General features: G+C 67.5%; 23 protein-coding genes, 1 tRNA gene and 1 other RNA gene. 15 read left to right on the plus strand and 10 right to left on the minus strand.

All coding sequences use genetic code 11. The features are described 5' to 3' along the window. A partial coding sequence (locus tag T398_RS12595; RefSeq protein WP_496446843.1) for a class I SAM-dependent methyltransferase occupies positions 1-249 on the minus strand: 249 nt, incomplete at its 3' end. Between the two features lie 228 nt (positions 250-477). On the opposite strand from T398_RS12595, the gene T398_RS12600 reads away from it, so the two are divergent. Beyond that, on the plus strand, positions 478-906 hold the full coding sequence (locus T398_RS12600; protein ID WP_496446845.1) for a hypothetical protein: 429 nt from the start codon (positions 478-480) through the stop codon (positions 904-906). A 9-nt stretch (positions 907-915) separates the two neighbouring features. Next, on the plus strand, positions 916-1,452 hold the full coding sequence (locus tag T398_RS12605; RefSeq protein ID WP_496446846.1) for a GNAT family N-acetyltransferase: 537 nt from the start codon (positions 916-918) through the stop codon (positions 1,450-1,452). A gap of 523 nt (positions 1,453-1,975) precedes the next feature. Here the strand turns inward: T398_RS12605 and T398_RS12610 are convergent. From T398_RS12610 to T398_RS12635, 6 genes are all read right to left on the minus strand, one after another. Beyond that, complete coding sequence (locus T398_RS12610; protein ID WP_496446848.1) at positions 1,976-2,581, minus strand: hypothetical protein; 606 nt, start codon at positions 2,579-2,581, stop codon at positions 1,976-1,978. 176 nt (positions 2,582-2,757) lie between these two features. After that, on the minus strand, positions 2,758-3,975 hold the full coding sequence (locus T398_RS12615) for an ISAs1 family transposase (protein ID WP_496446850.1): 1,218 nt from the start codon (positions 3,973-3,975) through the stop codon (positions 2,758-2,760). 969 nt (positions 3,976-4,944) lie between these two features. Then, entirely contained in the window at positions 4,945-5,781 is an 837-nt protein-coding gene (locus tag T398_RS12620; RefSeq protein ID WP_496446851.1) for an alpha/beta hydrolase, read from the minus strand. After that, entirely contained in the window at positions 5,741-6,403 is a 663-nt protein-coding gene (locus T398_RS12625; protein ID WP_496446852.1) for a hypothetical protein, read from the minus strand. The genes T398_RS12620 and T398_RS12625 overlap by 41 nt, the downstream gene beginning before the upstream one ends. A 7-nt stretch (positions 6,404-6,410) precedes the next feature. Then, positions 6,411-6,713, minus strand: a complete 303-nt coding sequence (locus T398_RS12630) for a WXG100 family type VII secretion target (RefSeq protein ID WP_496446854.1) — start codon at positions 6,711-6,713, stop codon at positions 6,411-6,413. Positions 6,714-6,879: 166 nt separating this feature from the next. Then, positions 6,880-7,029, minus strand: coding sequence for a DUF397 domain-containing protein (locus tag T398_RS12635; RefSeq protein ID WP_496446856.1), 150 nt, complete (start codon positions 7,027-7,029; stop codon positions 6,880-6,882). A 187-nt stretch (positions 7,030-7,216) separates the two neighbouring features. Between T398_RS12635 and T398_RS12640 the strand changes: the two genes are divergently transcribed. From T398_RS12640 to T398_RS12650, 3 genes are all read left to right on the plus strand, one after another. Then, positions 7,217-8,800, plus strand: coding sequence for a DUF5005 domain-containing protein (locus tag T398_RS12640; RefSeq protein ID WP_496446858.1), 1,584 nt, complete (start codon positions 7,217-7,219; stop codon positions 8,798-8,800). Between the two features lie 152 nt (positions 8,801-8,952). Continuing rightward, the gene (locus T398_RS12645) at positions 8,953-9,255 is read left to right on the plus strand and encodes a S8 family serine peptidase (RefSeq protein WP_496447025.1); all 303 of its coding nucleotides are present in this window, start codon (positions 8,953-8,955) and stop codon (positions 9,253-9,255) included. A 79-nt stretch (positions 9,256-9,334) separates the two neighbouring features. Beyond that, the gene (locus T398_RS12650; protein ID WP_496446859.1) at positions 9,335-9,745 is read left to right on the plus strand and encodes a hypothetical protein; all 411 of its coding nucleotides are present in this window, start codon (positions 9,335-9,337) and stop codon (positions 9,743-9,745) included. A gap of 61 nt (positions 9,746-9,806) precedes the next feature. On the opposite strand, the gene T398_RS12655 is transcribed toward T398_RS12650, so the two are convergent. After that, a tRNA-Ser gene (locus tag T398_RS12655) sits at positions 9,807-9,891 on the minus strand. Positions 9,892-9,972: 81 nt separating this feature from the next. Here T398_RS12655 and ffs point away from each other — a divergent pair. The 9 genes from ffs (at position 9,973) to T398_RS12700 (ending at position 20,096) form a co-directional block, all read left to right on the plus strand. Then, positions 9,973-10,063, plus strand: an RNA gene (ffs, locus tag T398_RS12660) — signal recognition particle sRNA small type. Positions 10,064-10,228: 165 nt separating this feature from the next. Beyond that, positions 10,229-12,796 (plus strand): DNA polymerase III subunit gamma and tau, encoded by a 2,568-nt coding sequence (locus tag T398_RS12665; protein WP_496446860.1) that lies wholly within the window; start codon positions 10,229-10,231, stop codon positions 12,794-12,796. Positions 12,797-12,927: 131 nt separating this feature from the next. Next, positions 12,928-13,236, plus strand: a complete 309-nt coding sequence (locus tag T398_RS12670) for a YbaB/EbfC family nucleoid-associated protein (protein WP_018254726.1) — start codon at positions 12,928-12,930, stop codon at positions 13,234-13,236. Between the two features lie 7 nt (positions 13,237-13,243). Next, the gene (gene recR, locus T398_RS12675; RefSeq protein WP_018723861.1) at positions 13,244-13,837 is read left to right on the plus strand and encodes a recombination mediator RecR; all 594 of its coding nucleotides are present in this window, start codon (positions 13,244-13,246) and stop codon (positions 13,835-13,837) included. Between the two features lie 372 nt (positions 13,838-14,209). Then, positions 14,210-15,871 (plus strand): ABC transporter substrate-binding protein, encoded by a 1,662-nt coding sequence (locus T398_RS12680; protein ID WP_496446862.1) that lies wholly within the window; start codon positions 14,210-14,212, stop codon positions 15,869-15,871. Positions 15,872-15,946: 75 nt separating this feature from the next. Next, complete coding sequence (locus T398_RS12685) at positions 15,947-16,951, plus strand: ABC transporter permease (RefSeq protein ID WP_496446864.1); 1,005 nt, start codon at positions 15,947-15,949, stop codon at positions 16,949-16,951. Next, positions 16,948-17,910: an ABC transporter permease gene (locus T398_RS12690; RefSeq protein ID WP_496446865.1), complete on the plus strand. Its 963-nt coding sequence runs from the start codon at positions 16,948-16,950 to the stop codon at positions 17,908-17,910. The genes T398_RS12685 and T398_RS12690 overlap by 4 nt, the downstream gene beginning before the upstream one ends. Positions 17,911-17,977: 67 nt before the next feature. After that, a complete protein-coding gene (locus tag T398_RS12695; RefSeq protein ID WP_496446867.1) occupies positions 17,978-19,036 on the plus strand; it encodes an ABC transporter ATP-binding protein in 1,059 nt (352 codons plus the stop codon). Beyond that, on the plus strand, positions 19,029-20,096 hold the full coding sequence (locus T398_RS12700; RefSeq protein WP_496446868.1) for an ABC transporter ATP-binding protein: 1,068 nt from the start codon (positions 19,029-19,031) through the stop codon (positions 20,094-20,096). Before T398_RS12695 ends, T398_RS12700 begins: the two co-directional genes overlap by 8 nt. Here T398_RS12700 and T398_RS12705 read toward each other — a convergent pair. Both T398_RS12705 and T398_RS12710 read right to left on the minus strand, forming a co-directional pair. Further along, positions 20,093-20,554 (minus strand): hypothetical protein, encoded by a 462-nt coding sequence (locus T398_RS12705; protein ID WP_496446870.1) that lies wholly within the window; start codon positions 20,552-20,554, stop codon positions 20,093-20,095. The two genes, T398_RS12700 and T398_RS12705, sit on opposite strands and share 4 nt — an antisense overlap. Then, positions 20,551-21,159, minus strand: a complete 609-nt coding sequence (locus T398_RS12710) for a GmrSD restriction endonuclease domain-containing protein (RefSeq protein WP_496447026.1) — start codon at positions 21,157-21,159, stop codon at positions 20,551-20,553. Before T398_RS12710 ends, T398_RS12705 begins: the two co-directional genes overlap by 4 nt. A 144-nt stretch (positions 21,160-21,303) precedes the next feature. Between T398_RS12710 and T398_RS12715 the strand changes: the two genes are divergently transcribed. After that, a complete protein-coding gene (locus T398_RS12715; RefSeq protein ID WP_496446872.1) occupies positions 21,304-22,806 on the plus strand; it encodes an MFS transporter in 1,503 nt (500 codons plus the stop codon). Positions 22,807-22,859 lie beyond the last annotated feature (53 nt).

The following is a 22,859-nucleotide window of genomic DNA, read 5'->3' on the forward strand; positions in this document are numbered from 1 at the left end:
GCGGGCCTGCTCGACGTGATGGGCCACCGAATCCAACAACTCGACCGAGTGTCCCCGCCCTCTCATCCAGGCTGCGTGCGCGCCCGGTCCACCTCCGATGTCAGCGACCCTGGATTTTGGCGGCAAATAGCGGTCCAGCAACTCGCGCAACCGGGCCGCCTCCAGCCGACCCCGAATGGTCGCCTCCAGGCGACCGCCTTCGTCGTAGCTGTGCACGTAGTGATCGATCAGATTCTGACTATCGCCCATCGCGTCCTCCACATTTGATGAAAAGTTGCCGCTTCCGGACCGCCTTGCCGTCTGGTCTGTCCAACTCGTAGCCCTCCACCCACGCCCACCCGGGGTAGGTCGGCCGATCGAGGACCCGGATCACCCGGACCCAACCAGGTCCTGCACCTCACCGCTGGAAGTTCATCGGCGGCGGTATGCGGGCTGCTCGCCGGACGCGCCCAAGCCCTCTCACTCTCGGGCCGGCACATGGAGGCGATCGCGACCGTACGGCAGCTTTCCGACCGAGCTGAGGACCTACCCGGGTCGGTGATCGATGATGTGGATGGGCTGTGGGGTTGGCCCGAGCATCGACTCCGGCACACAGAGGCGTGGGTGTACGCACACGCCGGCCGACTCAACGAGGCCACCCTCGCCCGCGACCGGGCCCTGCACCTGTATCCGCCGGCGCTAGCCCGGCTCCGCGCTCAGGTACAGCTACACCATGCTGCCGCGCTGATCCGCGGCGGTGATGTCCCCGACGGGCTCAACCTCGCCACCGATGTCCTCGATGACCTTCCAGCCGAGCACCATAACAAGGTCCTCCGGGCGGTGGCAGGACAGGTTGTCGCAGCGGTGCCGGGTACGGAACGGCGTCGACCGGAGATGCGAGAACTGGCCGACCGGGTGACCGCATAGCATCCGGGAATGGTTACCTACGGCCAGTGTGTCGGCAGAACCGCCAAGCGCCACTTCGACGACCTAGCCGGCTTGTACACCGCCGTGTACACCGGCCCCCCATACAACGAAGGCCCCGAACAGGTCGCACGATTCCGGGAAAAGCTCCCCGTAGAGGCCAGCTTCCCTGGGTTCGCTCTGGTTACAGCTCATGCTGAGGGGCCGCTTATAGGGGCAGCCTACGGATGGACTATGCCCGCCGGAACCTGGTGGTCCCGCGCCGACCAAGAACCGCCCTCAGAGCTACGCAAAGTCGACAAGGTTGCGGTCATGGAGTGGATTGTCCATCCTGGTTACCAGAGCCACGGGGTCGGTCGGAGACTGATGCACAGTCTTCTCGCTGATCGAGCCGAACGGTGGGCAACCCTCGCCTCCAACCCGGAGTCAGCTGCACGCCGCATATATGAGCGGGCAGGTTGGCAACAGGTGGGGACATCCAGCCTTCCATGGGGCACCCCCATGGCGCTACTTGTGTTGGACCTACATCGCCAAGCGACGAGCCGGTAGTCGACCGCCACAGTCGACGGTATTCCCGCCCGCCACGTCACGCCGTCACCTGTCCGTGTGGTCGTTCCTGGCGCGTCGCGGCGTACCGAATTCCCGTACGCCCGCGCTTCTGAAGCTGACTGGTTTCGTCTCAGCCTGTCCGTGTCGGACGTTCCATTAGTCGCAAAAGGCGCAAATGCCATTAACTTTCTTTACTCGTCGATTATGGAGCTGCTATTACCGTTAGTCGCCCAGTGGTCGCATTGAGGTGGTAGGGGTTGGCGCCGCACAGGTCCGGCCATCCGTCGCACACATTCCAGGCTCTACGAAGTTAGTGGGGTTGAGGTGTCCTCGGGTTCGTCGGGCGGTGGCGCAGCGGGTGCGGGTAGCGCGGACAGTTCGGCTTGCAGGTCGGCAACGTGCTCGGCGCGGATGTTGGCGGCGCTGAGGGCCAGCCGGTTGCGTAGTTCCCATTCGTGGTTGCTGCCCGACGACCTCCAAGCCGCCCTTGACGCCATCCACGGCACGCACTAAATGAGCCAATTCAGGCGTCACCATCGGAGCCGCGGACGCTATCCGGTGCTGCCGATGGCTGAAAAGGGGGCCAGACTTCACCATCGTTGGCCGGATCCTCCCCCTCCACCGGTAGATAGCAAGCGCTGGCCAGAATTAGAGCGAGACCGTCTCTATTTTTGTTGGTGGTGAGGCTCATAGTGATGCCTGTATCCGAGTCACGCATTGAGACACTACCTCCAGTGTCATCATCGAAGACGTGATCCTCGGTGATCTCGTAGCCCTGCTTCCGCCGCATGTCGCGGATCCGATCCAGGATAGAGAGCTGCTCTTCAGCATCGACCCAGATCGTGGCGAAGCCAGCCAAATCCCAGCTGCCATTATCGGTAATTTCCCCGGAATGACCCAAACAGGGGGCGGCACCGACGCGCCAGTTCTCCAATGAAGCCCCAGCGGCAGTAGCTGCAGCCTGAGCGCGATCCTCAGCTTGAGCAGCCACCTCGGCAACAGGCTTGGTCTGCAACGGTTCATCCTTTCCAAACGGGGAGCCGGGGCCTCCGGAACAGGAAGCGGTGAGAAACAGCAGGGCCGAAAAGACGGCAGTTCGCTGCCATGCTTTCTGGCGAAAGGAGGTCATGGCGCACTCCCGTCCTCGAGAACGGCTGCTGGGTAGTGGCCCAGAATTACCGCTGCCTGAGACCTCAGGCTCTGGCCACCCTTTTCCCAATATCCGCTATGACCGGAGGTGTCGATGTCGAAGATATTGCCACCGAACTCCGCGTTGTGGGGTGCGGGGCCACGGCCGTTTCAACATCATTCGGCGAGGCCGAGAATCGTGAATGGCCTGGTCATGTTGCGGTTGGCCCATCGGGTGGCTTCGGTGATGTCGGTGCGGCCGGCCAGGCGTAGGGCGTTGATCGCGAGGTTGCGTAGTGAGGCCAGGACGCGGGGTCCGGAGCGGGTGCGGACGCGGGAGTGGTCCTCGCGGTAGCAGGTGTCTCTGATGAAGTGCAGGGTTTCGATGGCCCACTGGCCGTGGTTGAACGCGGCGATCTCGGCCGGTCCGGCGGACTCGGCGCGGTGGCTGGTGACTCCCAGCTGCGCCACGGCGGACCGTTCGCCGTTGTTGGCAGTGGCGTAGCGTTCGATCAGCCAGACCTGGCGGACGTGGGGAAACGGCAGGCCGGAGGGGGCGGGTAGGACCCGGATGGTGCGGCGGGTGGTACGGCCGTGCCCGGTTTCGGTGCTCTCGTGACCGGTCGGGGTGTCGGCCCAGGGCAGCGCGTCGAGGGCGTCGAACAGCGCGGCCCGGTTCTCCTTGACCGGTAGCACGAAGTGGCCACCCTGCTGGCGGATGAGGTCGGCGGTGGCCTTGACGGTGTGCAGCGCGTCGGCTGTCACGGTCACGTCACGCAGATCAAGGGTTTCCAGCAGGGCTCGGGCGGCCGCTGGTTCTTGTGTCTTGGCGCCGTCGGTCGGCGTCTGGGCGATGACGACGGCGGCCGGGTCCGGCCCCAGCGAGCCGGCTAGGGCGGACAGCAGATGCGGTTGTTCGCCGTCGGCGTCGACGGCACCGCGTATGGTCTTACCATCCAGACGGACCTGTGTCGGTGTGTCGCTGCTGGTGGGAGTCTGTTCGCCGATGGTGGGGCGCTGGGCGGTGGTCCACTTGGCGATCACCGCGTCTAGGACGTCGCCGTCGGTGTCGGTGCAGACCCGCCACAGCGTCGAGCGTGACGGCCGTCTGGCCGGCCGGGCCTCGACCCGTGTGTACAGGCTGTCGAGGATCTGGGTCGGTACGTCAGCGACCCAGCCGCTGATAGCGGTGTAGCCCTTCAGCCCAGCTACCGTGGCCGCAGCAACCAACGCGAGTACGACCGCGACCGGATGATCACGGCCCTGGTCCGAACGGCCGTCGGACACGGCGAGGAACAACTCGAGCAGACCGTGACACGACGGCGTGGACGACACATCCCCGGTCGGCGGCGGTGTGGACACCAGATCGGTGGCGAAGATGACAGACTGCGACATGACGAAGCTCCGTTGCACCAGTTCCGTGAAGAAGACCTGGATTCAACGGAGTTTCGTCCATATCCGACACGCCTCCCGCCGCCCCGTCACCCACCGCAACTATCGATCTTAAAACGGCCGTGGGAGCCGCCGGGGCGCACACGGGGCAAAAGACAGCGTCGAACCTTGGCAACCAGCCACCAACGACGTGAGCCCAGGAGCGAGCGTAAGCAGCACGTCGACCGGGCCGCCCCAGGTCGCGGGCGAGACGGTCTGAGTTCCGCTTCAACGTCTGACGCCCGGCTGGGTGGCCAACTGGGTTATGACGGGCGTCAGCAACGCCGGACGTCCATGGACTCCGGTGGACCGTTCGGACAGCTCAGCCCTGCTGTTGACGCAGCTCAACGACAGCCGCCGGTTCCTTCGGGACGAAGCAGCGGGCGAGGGCGAAGCCCACGCTGATCATGCGGGTTGGCCATGTCGGAGAATCGGATCGGCCCCGCCTTGGCCACCGCCACGGCTCTCCACACACCGTCACCGTGCTGGCCGCATCAAATCTAATGATCGTAAAAGGAGCTGCGGATGTCGACTGCGGCTCCTTTCACGATCATTAGTGATGCCTTTGTCGTTCCCGGTCGACCAATCGCTTAGCTCGCCGGCACCACTGTGGTGTCGATTTGCGGCGACGATCCGGCTGGGAGTAGCACAAACACCATGATCACGGACGCAGCGAACAGCACGAGGCTGAGCGATAGCATCACGAGGTGGAGGGCTCGATGGTCTTTGGATGCCCTAGCCCCCCGGGCACTTGCAATGGCCGCAACTATCGATACCGGCACTGCGATTATAAAGTTGACCACCAACGTTACCGCAGCTGCGAGAACTAATGCGACATTGAGGAGCTCACGCGAACTCCACCCTGCGTTTCGTTCGACGGGCAAATCCATCGTAACCGGGCCCTCTGCTCTGGCTCACCAGGTGCTGGCAACTTTAGAGGACAGAGCATACCCGATCGGCGCTGACCGTACCAGAAGCTGTACCCTTACCGCGCAGGCAGTGCTCGGGATGGTTCACATCCCAGCCACCAACGCCGAGGATGAAACGGTGCTTCGCCCAGCCGCGTCCCTGGTTGCTAACTACCTTATAGCCTGAGGCCCTGACGCCGTCATAACGCCAACCGGGGGTCTTGGTCTCGCCACTTGCCTCGAGGATGTGCCCGATGGCAGTGACATGGGAGGCGGTCCCATCATGGGCGGCACGCAGTCCGTTGACGAAGCCGTCGAGCGCCTTGGCGCCAGCTTCCGACTTGCCCCCAAAGACCGCAGAAGGTATGTCGGTGTCGAGCGACGGGGTGTCGTAGCCGAGCCACGCCACAACGGCGATGTCAGACTTATCGCGTTCGAGTTCAAACGCGGCCTCCTGCAGGCGGTCGGCTCGGCGGATCAATCCACCAATGTCGTCGAGCTCGGTGCCGACGCCGGGGACGAGGACGGCGGTGTGGGCAGCCGCGTCAGGGTTACCAATGGAGACGGCCGCCTTCCCATCGCCGCCCGGGTCAACCGACAGCAGGTACAGGCGCTTGTGCTGCGGGTTGCTCTCCGCGCCCTCAAGCTTGTTCAGTAGCATCAATGCGGTCGCGTGCTGCGGATTATCCTGCTCGCTGTGGTTGACGTTATCGCCGATGAAGTTACGCAACACCAACTGGTTGGCCCTATCCCGATCTGCGGCGGGCAGTCCGTCGAGAGCGCCGATGCGTTCCGGGTCGCCGGTCAGGTAGATGCGCCGATCATCGTCGGACAGCTCGCGCCACCACGCCTGCCGGGTCACTGTCCGGGGCCGGGATCTCGTTCGCGGAGAGCCCAAGGGCCTCAGCGGCGGCCGAGGCACCGTCACTGGTCTTGTTGTATTCCCACGCATGCTGCCCCGGCAGGTCGCTCGGAAGCCGAGCCAACGCACGGGTGATACGAGCATCGGCCTCGGTGGCCTCCGCGACGAGCTTCGCAATTAGGTCACTGTAGATTGACGCGTTTTGCGCATCCCGCTGGTAGACGGGCTCCGCGTCCGGGTCATTCCTGCCCGCCGCCGGTATGGGTGGTGGGGATACCCGGCCGGTGCCGTTGACGACCAGGCCCAGGAAGCGGGCTGCCTCGACGGCCGACAGCAGCCTCCGCTGCAGCTCCTCGAACTCCTCGGCTGCTTGCCGCAACACGCTGGCGGCCGTTCGGATGCGCAAGCTCGCGACCTCGAACTCGTCATCGAGCTGGTCACACCGGTAGAACGCCGCGTGGGCAGCCGGCCCCTCCCAGCCCGACGAGCGCAGCGGACCGGTCAAGTCAGCACCGCTCCGCTGCTCCAGCTTCGCGCAGGCCAGGGAGAGCTCCGTCCAGCGGTGCGCGGCGTAGCGAAGCGGGGTGAGGCGGGCCTGGCGAAGATCGGCGTAGGTGACCACCGAGCGTTCACCGCCCGCGGATGTCGAAGTGAGCGGCGTTGGCCTCGTCGCTGTAGCGGTATTCCCGCGCGCAGTCGCCGAAAGCGGCACCGAGCTGGTCGAGGTAGCCGGTCAGCCTGGTCAGATCGTCCAGCCAGGACTCGTGAGGCTGCTCTAGCGCTGCTCGGGTCCGCCACCGCTGCAATCCGGAGACAGCCATTCCTGTCTCGTCCCCGATATCGGCCGCTTCGCGCCGCAGGTCCTCGCGGAGGTCCACGCAGACGCCGGCCGCCCTATCCAACACGTCCGGTACCACCCGTAGCACCGTCACCAGTCCTCCCCCAAGATTGATGCGTAGCTCATAGTAGTGGCACTGTCGCGAATCGGGTGTCCCGCAGCCGCCGCCAGCACGGACGGCTACCGGAGACTCTTCGGGGATCGGTCGCAACGACGAATGCGCCCGCCCCAGGTCGGGACGGGCGCATTCGGAGGGTAGGTCAGTCGCGTCCTGGAAGCTGGGCGACGAACGCCCGCCACGACGCCGGCCCGAAGGCCAGCGCCGGGCCGGTCGGGTCCTTGGAGTCCCTAACCCCCACCACACCGGGCAGATTGTCGGCAAGGGCTTCAGTTCCGACAAAAATGCGCATATAGGCGTCAAAGTCGCCAGTTTGACATTGTTTACTTCGATGATCTGGTAGGGTCGTAATCACAAATCCCCGGCTGGAATGCTAAGGGTGGACAAGGTCACCGATGGATGCGAGGCTTCGACAGTGTTTGCATTCGCATCGGGGGAGAATGCCCGAAAATGCGGCCGTCGCTGTTCCTGTGGGGGAAATGACTGCCACTAGCCTAAACAGCCTTTTCAACGCCTATGGTGACGCCGGTGGACACTGGACGGGAGCTGATGGGACCGCGTCGGTTGCCCTGCCCGACGGTCGTCTCGTCTGGCTCTTCTCCGACGCCTTCCTCGGCACTGTCAACGCTGATCACACTCGGCCTATGTGCAGCCCGATGGTGAACAACGCCATGGTGGTGCAAGAAGGAGAGCAGCTTACAACAACCCTTCATGGCGGTACTTCGGATGAGCCACGGGCACTCGTGGTACCCGCTGGGGAGAATGGTGAGTTCTTCTGGTCGGCCGACGGAATTGTCGAAGATGGCATGCTCAAAGTCCTGTACAATCGACATCGGCGTAATGGCTCCGGCCCGCTGGACTTCGAGTTGACCGGCAACGCGCTGGCGACCTTCAACCTGCCATCCCTGACTCTCGCCTCCGTGGAGGACCTTTCGCTCGGTTCCGTCGTAGCATGGGGAGCGGCGTTGTTCACCGAAGGTGAACATACCTACATTTACGGCACGTCGTCAGCTCCGGGGCGAATGAAATTCGCTCATGTCGCCCGCGCTCCAATCGGAGCGCTGGGCGGGCCGTGGCAGTTCTGGACCGGTTCGGCGTGGTCCGCCGACCCGAACGCGATTCGGCGTATGCTCAGCGGTGTCGGCACCGCATACTCGATGAATAAGGTAGGCGCGCAGTATGCGCTGGTCACTCACGAAAATAACCTGCTCTTTGATTCACAGATCGCCGTATACACGGCCACATCGCCGACCGGCCCGTTCTCCGGGCCAAGGTACGTATATACGGCGCCAGAGGTGCAGGCAGGATCGAAAAAGGTCATTTATGATGTCCGCCTTCACCCAGAGCTGGCCCGCACCGGAAAACTCTTGCTGTCGTACAACGTAAACAGCATGGAGTTTAGTGACTTGCTGGCGGATGCCCGCATATATCGCCCCCGCTTCGTCGAGGTGGACTGGCCGCTGTCTACGGCCCCGGGAGTGCCGCTTGCACCCTCCGGGCTTACGGTTTCAGCCGCTGATGAAAACGCCGAACTGTCCTGGGTGACGGTCACAGGGGCTAAATCCTACCGGGTCTACCAACGCGACTCGACTGGCGGTCAGACTCATTTCGTCCGGCACTCCACTGCGTTGACTGAAACCTCTCACAACGTTGGTCTTCTTATCCCTGGGCATCTCTATGAGTTCAGGGTTACTGCGGAGAACGACGCGGGTGAGAGTGCATTAAGCCCGATCGTCACTGCCAAGCCACAAAGTACGAAACCGGTGACGGAAGTCATCACGTTTGCCGGATCCGAGGAAGCCATTGCTGGCAGCTATATCGTCAGTCTCCGGACCGGAGCGGTGACCGACGAAAACTTGGAGCAGTTTTCCCGAGAACTGTTGGCCCAGTATGGCGGCAATCTATCTCGCCTCTATCCCGTATCATTACATGGATTCTCGGCAGATATGAGCGAGGCCGAAGCCCGCAACCTGGCATCGCACCCCGACGTCGTCGCGGTCGAGCAAAATGTAGAGGTTACCCTCGACGGAGGCGGTAGCAGTCCAGCCCGCCCTGGCACTTAGATCGGATCGACCCGCGCGAGAGCCTACTCGATGAAAAGTACCGATACCCCAGCACAGGTTCCGGCGTGGGTGCGTACATCGTCGACAGTGGGCTGTGGCCGGGACACCCGTAGTTCAGTGGCCGGGTCGCTGCTGGCCACAACAGCATCGACCTGACCACTGACACGGCTGATTGCAACGGTCATGGGACTCAGGTCGCCGGGGCCCTCGCCGGGACGACCAGTGGTGTGGCCAAGGGCGTGACTGTCAGTCCGGTGAAGGCATTCAACTGCATCGGGCGCGCCAGGAATGACAGCATCATCGGGATCGAGTGGATAACCCGGAACGCCGAGCTTCCGGCTGTGATGAACCTGAGCTTCGGGATTCCTCGCGGAGACAGTGAGGCGAGCCGCCTCGAATGGGCTGTTGAGCGGAGCGTCCAGAGAGGTACTACCGTTCGTGCATGTGTTCGATGAGCACGCTCCTGTCGGCACTCGATGGAGGTCTTCGACAGCGCCATGAACTATCCCTCCCACCCCCCACCGTCGCCCCGCCATGCCGCTGGCCACCCGCGCGGCACACGCCGCCACCGCCGCCTACCAGCGCGCAATGACCAATAAGCGCGAACGCCTGCACCAGGAAATCTACCGGCTCCGACAGGAGAGCCAGTGGCTTCGGGGCGAGGTCCGGGCCTGCTTCGATGTCATTGACACGATGGGCCACGACATGGAGGCGCGGCGCCAGGAATTCGTCGTGGGCGAACTCTCCCGGGCAGGCGCCCGCAGGCGCACGGTGGTCGTCGATCAGCGGCGCCGGTTGGAGGTGCACCTTCGCGAACAGCTCGCCGCCGAGTTGGAGGAGGCGCGGCGTGGGGGCTACGCGAAGGGGTATGTGGCGGGGGTGTTGAACCGACTGTCGCGGGGGAGTGGCGAGCCCGCTGGGCGATCTCCCCTACCTGTCCCCTAAAGATCGTCAGGCCCCGGCGTGAACCGGGGCCTGACCTGCGCCTTTACGCGCTAACCGCGAGCGGAGGATACGAGATTCGAACTCGTGAGGGTGTAAACCCAACACGCTTTCCAAGCGTGCGCCCTAGGCCTCTAGGCGAATCCTCCGCCGAACAGGATACAGGTCCCGCCGAGGGCGCCCACCCCACCACCCCCCGTTGATCGACATCAGGTCGGGTAGGCTGTCTGCACCCCCCGTGCGGCGTGCATCTCGTGAACCTCCCCAGGGCCGGAAGGCAGCAAGGATAAGCGGGCTCTGGCGGGTGCACGGGGGGCCTTTCGGTGCCGCCGTCGGCACCTGCCGCTGAGCTGCCTTGCCAGCAAGGGCTCCTTCTGTTAACGCGGGCGTCAATTCGGTTCCTTCCTTGCCCCAGGGCCAGCGGGGCGGGTGGTCACCCGGGCCGGACCGGCGCAGAATGGCTCGGTCGAGAGGAGGCGGGACGCTGTGGCGCTGGCGCTCTACCGCAAGTACCGGCCACGTACCTTCGCCGAGGTAATCGGGCAGGAGCATGTCACCGAGCCGTTGTCGCAGGCGCTGCGCAGCGGGCGGCTCAATCACGCGTACCTCTTCTCTGGGCCGCGTGGCTGTGGCAAGACCTCCAGCGCCCGAATCCTGGCCCGGTCACTCAACTGCGAGCACGGCCCGACCCCGGAGCCCTGCGGGACCTGTGCCTCCTGCCGGGCGCTGGCCACCGATGGTGCCGGTTCGATCGATGTCATCGAGATCGACGCGGCCAGTCACGGCGGCGTCGACGACGCGCGCGAGCTGCGGGAGAAGGCGTTCTTCGCGCCGGCGCAGAGCCGCTTCAAGATCTACGTCATCGACGAGGCGCACATGGTCTCGTCGGCCGGCTTCAACGCCCTGCTGAAGCTGGTCGAGGAGCCCCCGGAGTACGTCAAGTTCATCTTCGCCACCACCGAGCCGGAGAAGGTCCTCGGCACGATCAAGTCGCGGACCCACCACTACCCGTTCCGGCTGATCCCGCCGAAGGTGCTCCGGCCCTACCTGGAACAGCTCTGCCAGGCCGAGGGGGCCCAGGTCGAGCCGGCGGTCTTCCCCCTCGTGGTGCGGGCCGGCGGCGGCAGCGCCCGGGACAGTCTCTCGGTGCTCGACCAGCTCATCGCCGGGGCCGGTCCGGAGGGCGTCACCTACGCCCGGGCCGCCGCGCTGCTCGGTGTCACCGACTCGGCGCTGATCGACGAGATGTGCGACGCGCTCGCCGCGGGGGACGGTGCGGCGGCGTACGCCACCGTTGACCGGATCGTCGGTGCCGGTCACGACCCGCGTCGGTTCGCCGCCGACCTGCTGGAGCGCCTGCGTGACCTGATCATCCTCCAGCGGGTGCCGGACGCCGCGCCGAAGGGTCTGGTGGACGGCCCGGACGACCAGATCGAGCGGATGACCGCCCAGGCGCAGCGGCTTGGGCCGGGCACCCTGTCCCGGTGCGCCGACATCGTGCACGACGGCCTGGTCGAGATGCGGGGTGCCACCGCGCCCCGGCTGCTGTTGGAGTTGATCTGCGCCCGGCTGCTCCTGCCCGGCGCCGACGACTCGACCGTTGGCCTCCTGCAACGCCTCGAAACTCTGGAGCGTCGGCTCACGCTCGCCGGTGCCGGTGCCGGTGCCGGTGCCAGCGCCAGCGCCAGCGCCAGCGCCGGTGTCCCGTCGGCCGTTGTCCCCGCGCCGACTTCCGCCACGCTGGCTGCCCCAGCCCCGCCGGCTGCTGGCCCGTCCGCCGTGCCGGTTGCCCCTGCCCCGGCAGGTGGTACGCCTTCCGCGTCGGCCGCCGCCCCGTCTCCCGCGTCAGCGGCCGACTCCCCGTCCGGCCCGGCGGCTACCGCGACGTCCGCGAGTACGCCGGGCCCGGCTGGTCCGGCCGCGTCCGACGATGCTCGCCGCACCTCCCCCCGGCCGGCGGTCATGCCCGACCCGGCCACCCCCGAGCCGCCCCGGCCGGGTACGACCGGCCCGGGCCCACTCGACGCGGCCGCGGTACGGCGGCGCTGGTCGGAGGTGGTTGGCCTGGTGGGTCGCAAGAGTAAGAAGGCCGCTGCCTGGGCACGGGAGGCGACGGTCCACGAGGTCGACGGTCAGACCCTCGTGCTGGCCTTCCGTTATCCGTTTCACGCCCAGGCGCTTGCCAACGAGCCGGATCTGCTCATCGAGTCCCTCCACGAGGAGTTGGGCGAGCGCTGGCAGATCAGGTGCGAGGTAGCTGGTGAGCGGGTCGGCGGACCCGCTGCCGGGCCCCGTTCCAGCGGCCCGGCTCGGCCTGCGGCCGCGCCGGCGCGGCCGGAGCCGGCGGCGGCTCCAGCCGCTCCGACCCGTTCGTCGGCTGGCGGTGGAGCGGCTGGCGGCGGGGTGGCTGGCGGTGGAGCGGCTGATGGTGCGGCCCGGCGCTCCGCTGGGTCCGCCGATGAGCAGGAGTGGCCAGAGCCGGCGCGCCCCGGTGGGGCTGCTGCCCCGCCCGAGCCGGCCGGCAGCGGGGCCGAGGAGTGGCCCGCGACAGCCCGTCCGGGTGGGCCGGGGGCGGCCGCCACGGCTCCGTCAGCAGCGGCGTCGGCAGGATCAGCACCGGGAGCGGCACCGTCAGCACCGGGCGCGGCGGGGACGGCCGCGGGTGCTGGCCGGGTCTCCGGCGCGGGTGCGGCGCCTGCCGCTGCGGCTGCATCCCGGCCGTCCACGACGAGCGGTTCCCCGGCGAGTAGTGCGATCGCCGCTGCCCGGGCGGCGGCTGCCGGTGGGGGGCGGGCGCAGCGTTCCGCCGCCCCGTCGCGGCGGATGGCGGAGCCGGACTGGGCCGGCGAGCCGCCGTACGATCCGGACTACGACGGTGCGCCGCGCGGTGGTACGGCTTCCGCGGTGGTGCATGAGGGGTTCGATCCGGGGGACGAGCCGCTGGACGAGGTGATTGATGAGCGGACCGCCCGTCAGTCCAGTGAGGAGCAGGCGGTGCGGCTGCTCCGTGAGGCGTTCGGCGCGGAGCGGATCGACGAGGTCGAGTCCCGTTAGGCCGGCGTGCAGCCGGCGGGGAGCAACACCCGTGAGTAACGCCAGCTAGCAGCACCAGTAAGCAGTATGCAGAGTTAGCAGCAGGTCGAGTGATTAAGGAGCCGTTCGTGCGCCCAGGTGGACAGCCGAACATGCAGCAGATGCTGAAGCAGGCGCAGAAGATGCAGCAGCAGATCGCCCAGGCGCAGGCCGAGTTGGCCGAGGCGGAGCTGACCGGTGCCGCGGGTGGTGGCCTGGTCACCGCGACCGTCGCCGGCACCGGCGAGCTCAAGTCGGTCACGATCGACCCCAAGGCGGTCGATCCGGAGGATGTCGAGACCCTGGAGGATCTGGTGGTCGCGGCGGTGCGGAACGCCGCCGAGGCGGCCCGGGAGCTGACCGACCAGAAGATGGGGCCGGTGGCCGGCGGCATGGGCGGCCTCGGCCTGCCCGGTTTCTGAGTCGACGATGTACGAGGGCGCCATCCAGGACCTGATTGACGAGCTGGGCCGGCTGCCGGGCGTTGGCCCGAAGAGCGCCCAGCGGATCGCCTTTCACGTCCTGTCCGCGGATCCGGCCGACATCAACCGGCTGGCCGGTGCGTTGCGCAAGGTCAAGGAGCTGGTGCGCTTCTGCACCAGTTGCTACAACGTGGCCGAGTCCGAGCAGTGCCGGATCTGTCGCGATCCACGCCGTACCGATGAGGTGCTCTGCGTGGTGGAGGAGCCGAAGGACGTGGTGGCGATCGAGCGGACCGGTGAGTTCCGCGGCCGCTACCACGTCCTCGGTGGCGCGATCAACCCGCTGGAGGGGGTCGGGCCGGACAATCTGCGCGTCCGGGAGTTGCTGACCCGGCTGGGCGGTGGCGCGGTGCGGGAGCTGATCCTGGCCACCGACCCGAACACCGAGGGTGAGGCGACCGCCACCTACCTGGCGCTGATGGTGAAGCCGATGGGCATCGCCGTGACCCGGCTGGCCAGTGGCCTGCCGGTCGGCGGTGACCTGGAGTACGCCGACGAGATCACTCTCGGTCGTGCCTTCGAGGGGCGCCGGACGGTCTGAGCTCCGGCGGGCACCCGGGGCCAACGGCCTGGGCGCCACTGGCATCCCGGGGGCCAACGGCCCGGGCCCCGCTGGCGCCCGGGCCAACGGTCTAGGCCCTGCTGGAGCGGCATCAACGGGGATCGTATTGATCTAACACCTGAGGTCTTTCAGGGCCGGAATGACGTAACAGTTTCGCATCGCGGCTACCGATCATTCGGCAAGATCGTCTTTTTTCCTTCGATCCTTCGGTCTGGGCGGCGAAAAGCCGCGATCCGACATCGACTGTCCACCTGGCAGTTTCCGCGGCGTTGGCCGGACGGCTATGGTTCCCGCCATCGGTGACCCCGGTCACCGCGTTGTCCGTATCCACAAGGACGAGGTGAAGCACCCATGCGTGCATCCAGGCCGAAGGCTGCTGTCGCGGCCGTCGCGGTCGCGGCCCTCGCGGTAGCCGGCTGCGCCGAGAGTGACCGCGAGGATTCCGGCGGTAGTAACAACGACACCCTTGTCTTCGGTGTCGCCTTTGACCCGAAGGTGCTCGACCCGAGCTTCGCCAGCGACGGTGAGTCGGCGCGGGTGGCCCGTCAGGTCTTCGAGACCCTGGTCCGCCCCGAGGAGGGCGGCACCAAGGTGAGCCCGGGCCTGGCTGAGTCCTGGACTCCGGACGAGGCCGGCACCACCTGGACCTTCAAGCTCCGCTCGGGCGTGAAGTTCCACGATGGCACCGACTTCAATGCCGAGGCCGTCTGCGTCAACTTCAATCGCTGGTACAACGCCACGGGCCTCATGCAGAGCCCGGACGTGACCTCCTATTGGCAGGACGTGATGGGCGGCTTCGCCCAGAACGAGGACGAAGGGCTCTCGGAGAGCCTCTTCAAGTCCTGCACCGCCAAGGACGACACCACGGTCGACCTGACCTTCACCCGGGTGTCCAGCAAGGTTCCGGCCGCCCTGATGCTGGCGTCGTTCTCCATCCACAGCCCGACGGCGCTGGAGAAGTACGACGCGAGTAACGTCGGCGGCACCGCCACGGACGTCCAGTACCCCGAGTACGCGACCAAGTACCCGACCGGCACCGGACCCTTCAAGTTCAAGTCCTGGGACATCGCCAACAAGTCGCTCACCATCGAGCGCAACGACGACTACTGGGGCGAGAAGGCCAAGCTGAAGAACATCATCTTCAAGACCATCCCGGATGAGAACGCGCGCAAGCAGGCGCTGAGCTCCGGCGACATCGACGGCTACGACCTGGTCGGGCCGGCTGATGTCGAGCCGTTGAAGAGCGAGGGCTTCAATCTCCTGACCCGGCCGGCATTCAACATCCTCTACCTGGCCATGAACCAGGAGGGGAACCCGAAGCTGGCCGACCTCAAGGTCCGGCAGGCGATCGCCCACGCGATCAACCGGCAGGCCCTGGTCGACTCGAAACTGCCCCCGGGCGCGAAGGTCGCGACGAACTTCTTCCCGGACACGGTCGAGGGTTGGAACGGCGACGTCACCACCTACGACTACGACGTCGACAAGGCCAAGCAGTTGCTGGCCGAGGCCGACGCGGCGGACCTGACGCTGCGGTTCCACTACCCGACCGAGGTCACCCGTCCGTACATGCCGAACCCGAAGGATCTCTTCGAGCTGGTCTCGGCGGACCTCCAGGCGGCTGGCATCACGGTCGAGCCGATCCCGCTGAAGTGGACCCCGGACTACATCAACGCCACCACCTCCGGTAGCGAGCACGACCTGCACTTCCTCGGCTGGACCGGCGACTACGGCGACGCCTACAACTTCATCGGTACCTTCTTCGACCGGCAGAAGGACGAGTGGGGCTTCGACAACCCGGCCCTCTTCGAGCAGTTCCAGGACGCCGACTCCACCGCCGACTCGATGGAACGGGTGGAGAAGTACAAGGGTCTGAACAAGACCATCATGGACTTCCTGCCCGGGGTGCCGGTCTCGCACTCACCGCCGGCGATCGTGTTCGGCAAGGACGTGACCGGTGTCACGGCCAGCCCGCTCACCGACGAGCGGTTCGCCAAGGCTGAGTTCAAGTCCTGATCTAACGCAAGAAACCGGGCGGGCGCTGTGCAGCACAGCGCCCGCCCGCGCCCCTCCGCACCCTTCTGAGGCCTCGTGTTCCGGTTTATCGTCAGACGCCTGCTCCAGCTGATACCAACGCTGTTCGGGCTTTCGCTCCTGCTCTTCATCTGGGTCCGTCGCCTACCGGGCGGCCCCGAGGACGCCATCCTCGGCGAGCGTGGCACCCCCGAGATGCGCGCGGCGATTCGCCGCAGTATGGGTCTCGACGAGCCGATCCTGGTGCAGTACGGCCGCTTCGTGCGGCGGCTCCTCCGCCTGGACCTGGGCACCTCGTCGTCGACCAAGCGCCCGGTGGTCGAAGAGTTCCTGGAGCGCTTCCCCGGCACCGTCGAGTTGACCATCACCGCCCTGGTGATCGCGATCGGCGTCGGCATTCCCCTCGGCTACCTGGCCGCCCGCCGTCGGGGCCGGCTACTCGACCATCTCTCGGTCGGCGGATCGCTGGTCGGGATCTGCATCCCCATCTTCTTCCTGGCCTACGTCCTGAAGGCGATCTTCTCGGAGAACCTGGGTTGGTTCCCGTCCAGCGGCCGGCAGGATCCGACCCTCGACGCGACCCGGATCACGAACTTCTTCGTCCTCGACGGACTGATGACCCGGGAGTGGGATGCCGTCGCGGACGCGCTCTGGCATCTGGTGCTGCCGGGGCTCGCGCTGGCCAGCATCCCGCTGGCGATCATCGTCCGGATCACCCGGGCGAGCGTGTTGGAGGTGCTCAACGAGGACTTCGTCCGGACCGCCGAGGCGAAGGGGCTGACCGAGCGGACCGTGCGGGGACGGCATGTGCTGCGCAACTCGCTGCTGCCGGTGGTCACCTCGATCGGCCTGCTCACCGGGGGGCTGCTCTCCGGTGCCGTGCTGACCGAGACCGTCTTCGCCTTCTCCGGCATCGGGGCCTTCATCTACGAGGCGATCGGCCAGCGTGACTACCCGGTGCTGCTCGGTTTCATCATGATCATTTCGGTGGTGTACGTGTTGGTGAACCTCCTGGTTGACCTCTCCTACAGCCTGATCGACCCGAGGGTGAGGGTTCGATGACAATCACAGGTAAGAAGGAGCGGCTGGACCGGCTCGCCGAGTTGGTGAACCGGGACGACGAGCGGGGGGTCAGCCTCTGGCAGGAGGCGTTCCGGCGACTGCGGCGGAACCCCGCCGCCATCATCGGCGCGGTCATTCTGACGGCCTTCGTCCTGGTGGCGCTGGTCGGCCCGTTCTTCGTCCCCTACGAGCCGAAGGACACCATCGGGATTCGCGAGGGCCTGGTGAAGTCGGGGCAGGGCATCATCCCCGGCGCCTCCGCCGAGCACTGGTTCGGCTACGACCACCAGGGCCGGGACGTCTTCAGCCGGATGATCGTCGGGGCCCGGCAGACGCTGCTGGTCGGCGTGGTCGCCACCCTGATCGGACTGACCGTGGGCGCCCTGATCGGCGGCGTCGCCGGTGCGGCCGCCGGTCTGGGGGGCCGCTGGGGGCGCGCGCTCGACAACGCGCTCATGCGCGTCATCGACATGATGCTGGCGCTGCCCAGCCTCCTGCTCGCCGTCAGTATCGCCGCCCTGCTCGGGGCGAGTCTCCAAACCGTCATGATCGCGGTCGGCATGGTGTCGGTGCCGGTCTTCGCCCGGCTGCTGCGGGTCTCGATGATCGCGCAGGCCAACAGCGACTACGTGCTCGCGGCCACCTCACTCGGGGTCCGGAAGCCGAAGATCGCGCTGACGCACATCGTGCCGAACTCGTTGGCCCCGGTCATCGTGCAGGCCACGCTGACCCTTGCCACCGCGATCATCGAGGCCGCCGCGCTCTCCTTCCTCGGCCTCGGCAACCCGGACACGGCGCAGCCCGAGTGGGGCGTCATGCTCGCCGACGCACAGCCGTACCTCGGCATTCGACCCGCACTGGCGATCTTCCCGGCGGTAGCGATCATCATCACCGCGCTCGGCTTCACCCTGCTCGGTGAGGCGATGCGTGAGGCCCTCGACCCGAAGCTGCGGAAGTAGGTCCCGCCATGTGTGTAGCCCGAACGATGGGCGCGCGAGCCCCGCAGGTGCGAACGGAGGGCCGGTAATGGCACTGCTCGATGTGGATGACCTGAGCGTGACGTTCGCCCGGCGCGGGCAGCGTACGGTGCGCGCGGTGGACGGGGTCTCCTTCTCGGTCGACGCCGGTGAGGTCGTCGGTCTGGTCGGCGAGTCCGGCTGTGGCAAGAGTGTCACCTCGCTGGCGCTCATGGGGCTGCTGCCCCGGCACCCCGGTACCCGGATCGGCGGCAAGGCGGTCTTCGACGGGACCGACCTGCTCGGCCTCGACGACCGCTCCCGGCGGGACATCCGCGGCCGCGACGTCGCGATGATCTTCCAGGATCCGCTCTCCTCGCTGAATCCGGTGATCCCGATCGGGTTGCAGGTGACCGAGGTGCTGGCCCGCCACCGGGGGATGAAGGGCGACGCGGCGCGCAAGGAAGCGGCCGGGTTGCTGGACCGGGTCGGCATCCCGGATCCGACCCGGCGGCTCAAGGAGTATCCGCACCAGCTCTCCGGTGGGATGCGGCAACGGGCGTTGATCGCGATGGCGGTCGCCTGCCGTCCCCGGCTGCTGATCGCCGACGAGCCGACCACCGCGCTGGACGTCACCATCCAGGCACAGATCCTGGAACTGCTCAAGGAGCTGGTCCACGACTCCGGCACCGCGCTTGTCATGATCACCCACGATCTGGGGGTGGTCGCCGGCATGTGTGACAGCATCAACGTGCTGTACGCGGGTCGGGTGGTCGAGACCGCCCGTCGACGTCCCCTCTTCCGGGAACCACGGCACCCGTACACCGCGGGTCTGCTCGGTTCGGTACCCCGCCTGGACAGTGGGCGCGGCGAGCCACTGAACCCGATTCCCGGCTCGGTACGGGACGTGCTGTCCTGGTCGGAGGGCTGTGCGTTCGCTCCGCGCTGCTCCCGGCAGGTGGACGCCTGCCTCGACGAGACGCCGCCGCTGGTGCGTACCCACGACGGCCGTAGCTACCGCTGTGTCGACCCGGTGCCGCTGCCCGGCGCCGTCCCGGCCCAGGCCGGTCCGGCCGACCAGCCCGAGGCGTCGAGCCCGGAGCCCAACGAGGAGAAGACCCGTGACTGACAACGACATCCTCGTCGAGGTCCGTGACCTGAAGGTGCACTTTCCGATCAAGCGGGGGGTGCTCTTCGATCGCACGATCGGCCACGTGAAGGCGGTCGACGGGGTCGACCTGCGGATTCCTCGTGGCAAGACCTACGGCCTGGTGGGCGAGTCCGGGTGCGGGAAGTCGACGCTCGGCCGGGCACTGCTCCAGCTGACCCCGCCCACCGGTGGCGAGGTCAGCTTCGACGATGTCGAGCTGACCACGCTGCCGCCGGCCCGGCTGCGCGCCATGCGCCGTCGGATGCAGATGATTTTCCAGGACCCCATGTCCAGCCTGGATCCGCGGCAGAACGTCGAGTCGATCCTCACCGAGGGTTTGCAGACCCACGGCATCGGCGGCAACCGAGACGAACGACGCGCGATCATCGGGGAGGCGCTCGACAAGGTGGGGCTGCCCCGGTGGGCGCTGTCCCGTTACCCGCACGAGTTCTCCGGTGGGCAGCGGCAGCGGATCGGGATCGCCCGGGCGGTGGTCCTCGGCCCGGAACTGATCGTCGCCGACGAACCGGTGTCCGCCCTGGACGTGTCGATCCAGGCGCAGGTGGTCAACCTCCTCGACGAACTGCAGGAGAGCCTCGGCCTCACCTACCTGGTGATCGCGCACGACCTGGCCGTTGTCCGACACATCTCCGACATCGTCGGCGTCATGTACCTCGGCGCCCTGGTGGAGGAGGCGCCGAGCGACCGGCTCTACACCGAGCCGCTGCACCCGTACACCCGGGCGCTCATGTCGGCGGTGCCGGTGCCGGACCCGGATGTGGAGGACCGCCGGGAGCGGATCCTGCTCGCCGGTGACCTGCCGTCGCCGGCCAACCCGCCCGCCGGCTGCCGGTTCCACACCCGCTGCCCGTGGGCCCAGCCAACGCGCTGCGCCGACGAACGGCCGGTGCTGCGCGACATCGGCGGCAGCCGGGTGGCCTGCCACTGGGCCGAGCGGATCGCCAGCGGGGAACTCCGTCCGAGTCACGGCGGGGCGGGAGTCACCGGGGTGCCCGACGGCGGTGCGGCCCCGGCCTAGCCGTCGGGGCGGTGGAGCAGGGCGACGGCGATCGCGTGTACCGCATCGAGGCTGGCCGGGTCGGGCAGCGTCGCCCGTCCGCCGGTCACGACGTACCACTCGTCGGCCTCGCGGTACTGCACCCGCAGGGTGACCTGGCCGTCGAGGTGTTCGGTGCGGAGCGTCAGCTCGCCGGTGATCACGCCGACCTCGTCGGTCATCACCCCACCCGGCCCGGGGACGATGTCCGCACTGCAGACTCGGGACCCGCCGTCGGCCCGCATCCCGGAGCCGGGAGTGCCGCCCGCCGGGGCGCCGGTGGTGTCCGCGCTCATCCCGGCGCCGGGTACCGCGGCACCGGCCGCGCCGTCGGCCGTCATCCCGGCGCTGCCCGGGGCGGGACCACCAGCGGTGGCCGTCGCGTCGTTGTCGGCTCCCGCCGGCCGGTGCGGTGTCGGTTCCGTCCCGGTGCTGGTCATGATTGGTTCCCCCCGGTGCAACCCGCCAACATGTCGGCCAGCGCGGTCTTCTCGTCGGTGTGCACCGACAACTGCCAGTGATGCTTCACCGTGACCCAGCTTTCGGCGTAGCGGCACCAGTACGACCGGTTCGCCGGTCGCCACTGGGATGGATCCTGATCACCCTTCGACCGGTTGGCGGTGCGGGAAACCGCGAAGAGGTGCGGCGACCGGGTGTCGTTGGCGAAGTCACCCCGCTTCGCGTCGGTCCACCGGTCGGCCCCGGATCGCCAGGCGTTCGCCAGCGGCACCATGTGGTCAACGTCGACCTCGGAGGGGTCGGTGAGGACCTGGCCGTCGTAGACGCTCTCCCAGCGCCCACCGACCACGTTGCAGCCGGAGAGTTTGATGCTCTCCCCGTCGCGCACGAGCACGGTGTCCCGGACATCGCAGTTCTTGCCGGTGCCCCGCCAGTGGGGGAAGCGGTCGCGGCTGTAGCCTTTCATCGATCCGGCGCTGGCCACCGTCAGCTCGGCCAGCTTCGCCACGACATTCCCGCCGTCGCTGGTGGGCGACGGGTCGGGCGTGCTGGCCGGGACGCAGCCGGCCAGGCCGAGCGCCAGCACTGTCGCGAGCAGCGGTCCGGATCTGGTACGCAGAGATGACACCTCTTTAGCTTGGCGGTTTCCGGCGGCTCCGCCCAGTACCGCGGCGGGGGGTTTCGGCGTTTCGTAGCCGCTTCGAGATCGTGTCGGGGCAACCTTGGGGCCATGACGCCACCCTCCCTTCGCCTGGGTACCCCTGCGGGGGCCGGCACGCTACTCGCCGCGGTGCTCGCCTCCGGCATGGTCTTCCTCGATGGGACCGTGGTCAACGTCGCCCTTCCCCGCCTTGGTGAAGACCTCGACGCCACCGTTTCAGATCTGCAGTGGACGGTAAATGGCTACCTGCTGATGCTCGCTGCGTTCGTACTGCTCGGTGGCGCGCTCGGTGACCGGTTCGGCCGGCGGCGGGTCTTCCTGCTCGGGGTGGTGTGGTTCACCGTGGCGTCGGTGCTGTGTGGGCTGGCCCAGGACACCGGGCAGCTCATCGCGGCCCGGCTCCTGCAGGGCGCCGGAGCGGCCCTGCTCACCCCCGGTTCCCTGTCGGTCCTGCAGGCCAGTTTCCACCCCGACGACCGGGGGCGGGCGATCGGTGCCTGGGCCGGCTTCTCCGGCGTCTCCACCGCGCTCGGCCCCTTCATCGGCGGCTGGTTGATCGACCAGTTCTCCTGGCGATGGATCTTCTTCCTGAACGTGCCGCTGGCCGTGCTGGTGCTGCTGGCGGCCCTGCGCTGGGTGCCGGAGAGCCGGGACGAGAGCGTCTCGCGTACCAGGACCGCGGGGTCGGGCCGGCGGCGGTTCGACGTGCTCGGCACGGTGCTGGGGGCGGTCGCCCTGGCCGGGATCACGTTCGCGCTGATCGACGCACCGGCTCGGGGTGCGACGTCGGTTGCGGTGTTGCTCGCCGTCGCGGCCGGGGTCCTCGCCTCGGTGGCCTTCGTGCTGGTCGAGCGACGCCGGGGGGAGACCGCAATGCTGCCGACCGGGCTGTTCACCAGCCGGATCTTCTCCGTGCTGAACGTCTTTACCGTGGTGATCTACGCGGCACTCAGTGGGTTCACCTTCTTCGTTGCCGTCTTTCTCCAGAACGTGGCCGGCTGGTCGGCGCTGGCCACCGGCGTCGCGCTGTTGCCGGTGACCGTGCTGCTGCTGGTCGGTTCCCCGGTCGCCGGTGATCTGGCGAATCGGGTCGGGCCCCGACTGCCGTTGACCGTGGGGCCGGTGGTGTCCGCGATCGGGCTTGTTCTGCTCCGCGAGGTCGGGGCGGAGGCGTCCTACTGGCGGGACGTGCTGCCCGGGGTGTTTCTCTTCGGGCTCGGGCTGGCCGTGGTGGTGGCGCCGTTGACGGCCTCGGTGCTGGCCGCCGTCGCGGATCGCTTCGCCGGAGTGGCGAGTGGCTTCAACAATGCGGCCTCACGCGCCGGGGGGCTGCTCGCGGTGGCCGCCCTGCCGCTGCTGGTCGGCCTCTCCGGCACCGACTACGAACGGCCGGACGCGTTGACCGCCGCCTACCGGGGCGCGTTGGCCTGGTGCGCCGGGCTGCTGCTGATCGGGGCGGCGCTGGCGGTGGTCTTCGTCCGCCGTCCGCGCCGGGCGCCGCCACCGTCGCAGCCCTGCCAGTCCCTGCCGGCCGCCACCGGGCCGGAAAAGGGTACGGGGACGGCTTCCTGACGACGCCGGGGCCCGGGTTGACCTCGGGTGGGGAGGCCAACCCGGGACGGGCC

The organism is Salinispora goodfellowii (assembly GCF_059570675.1).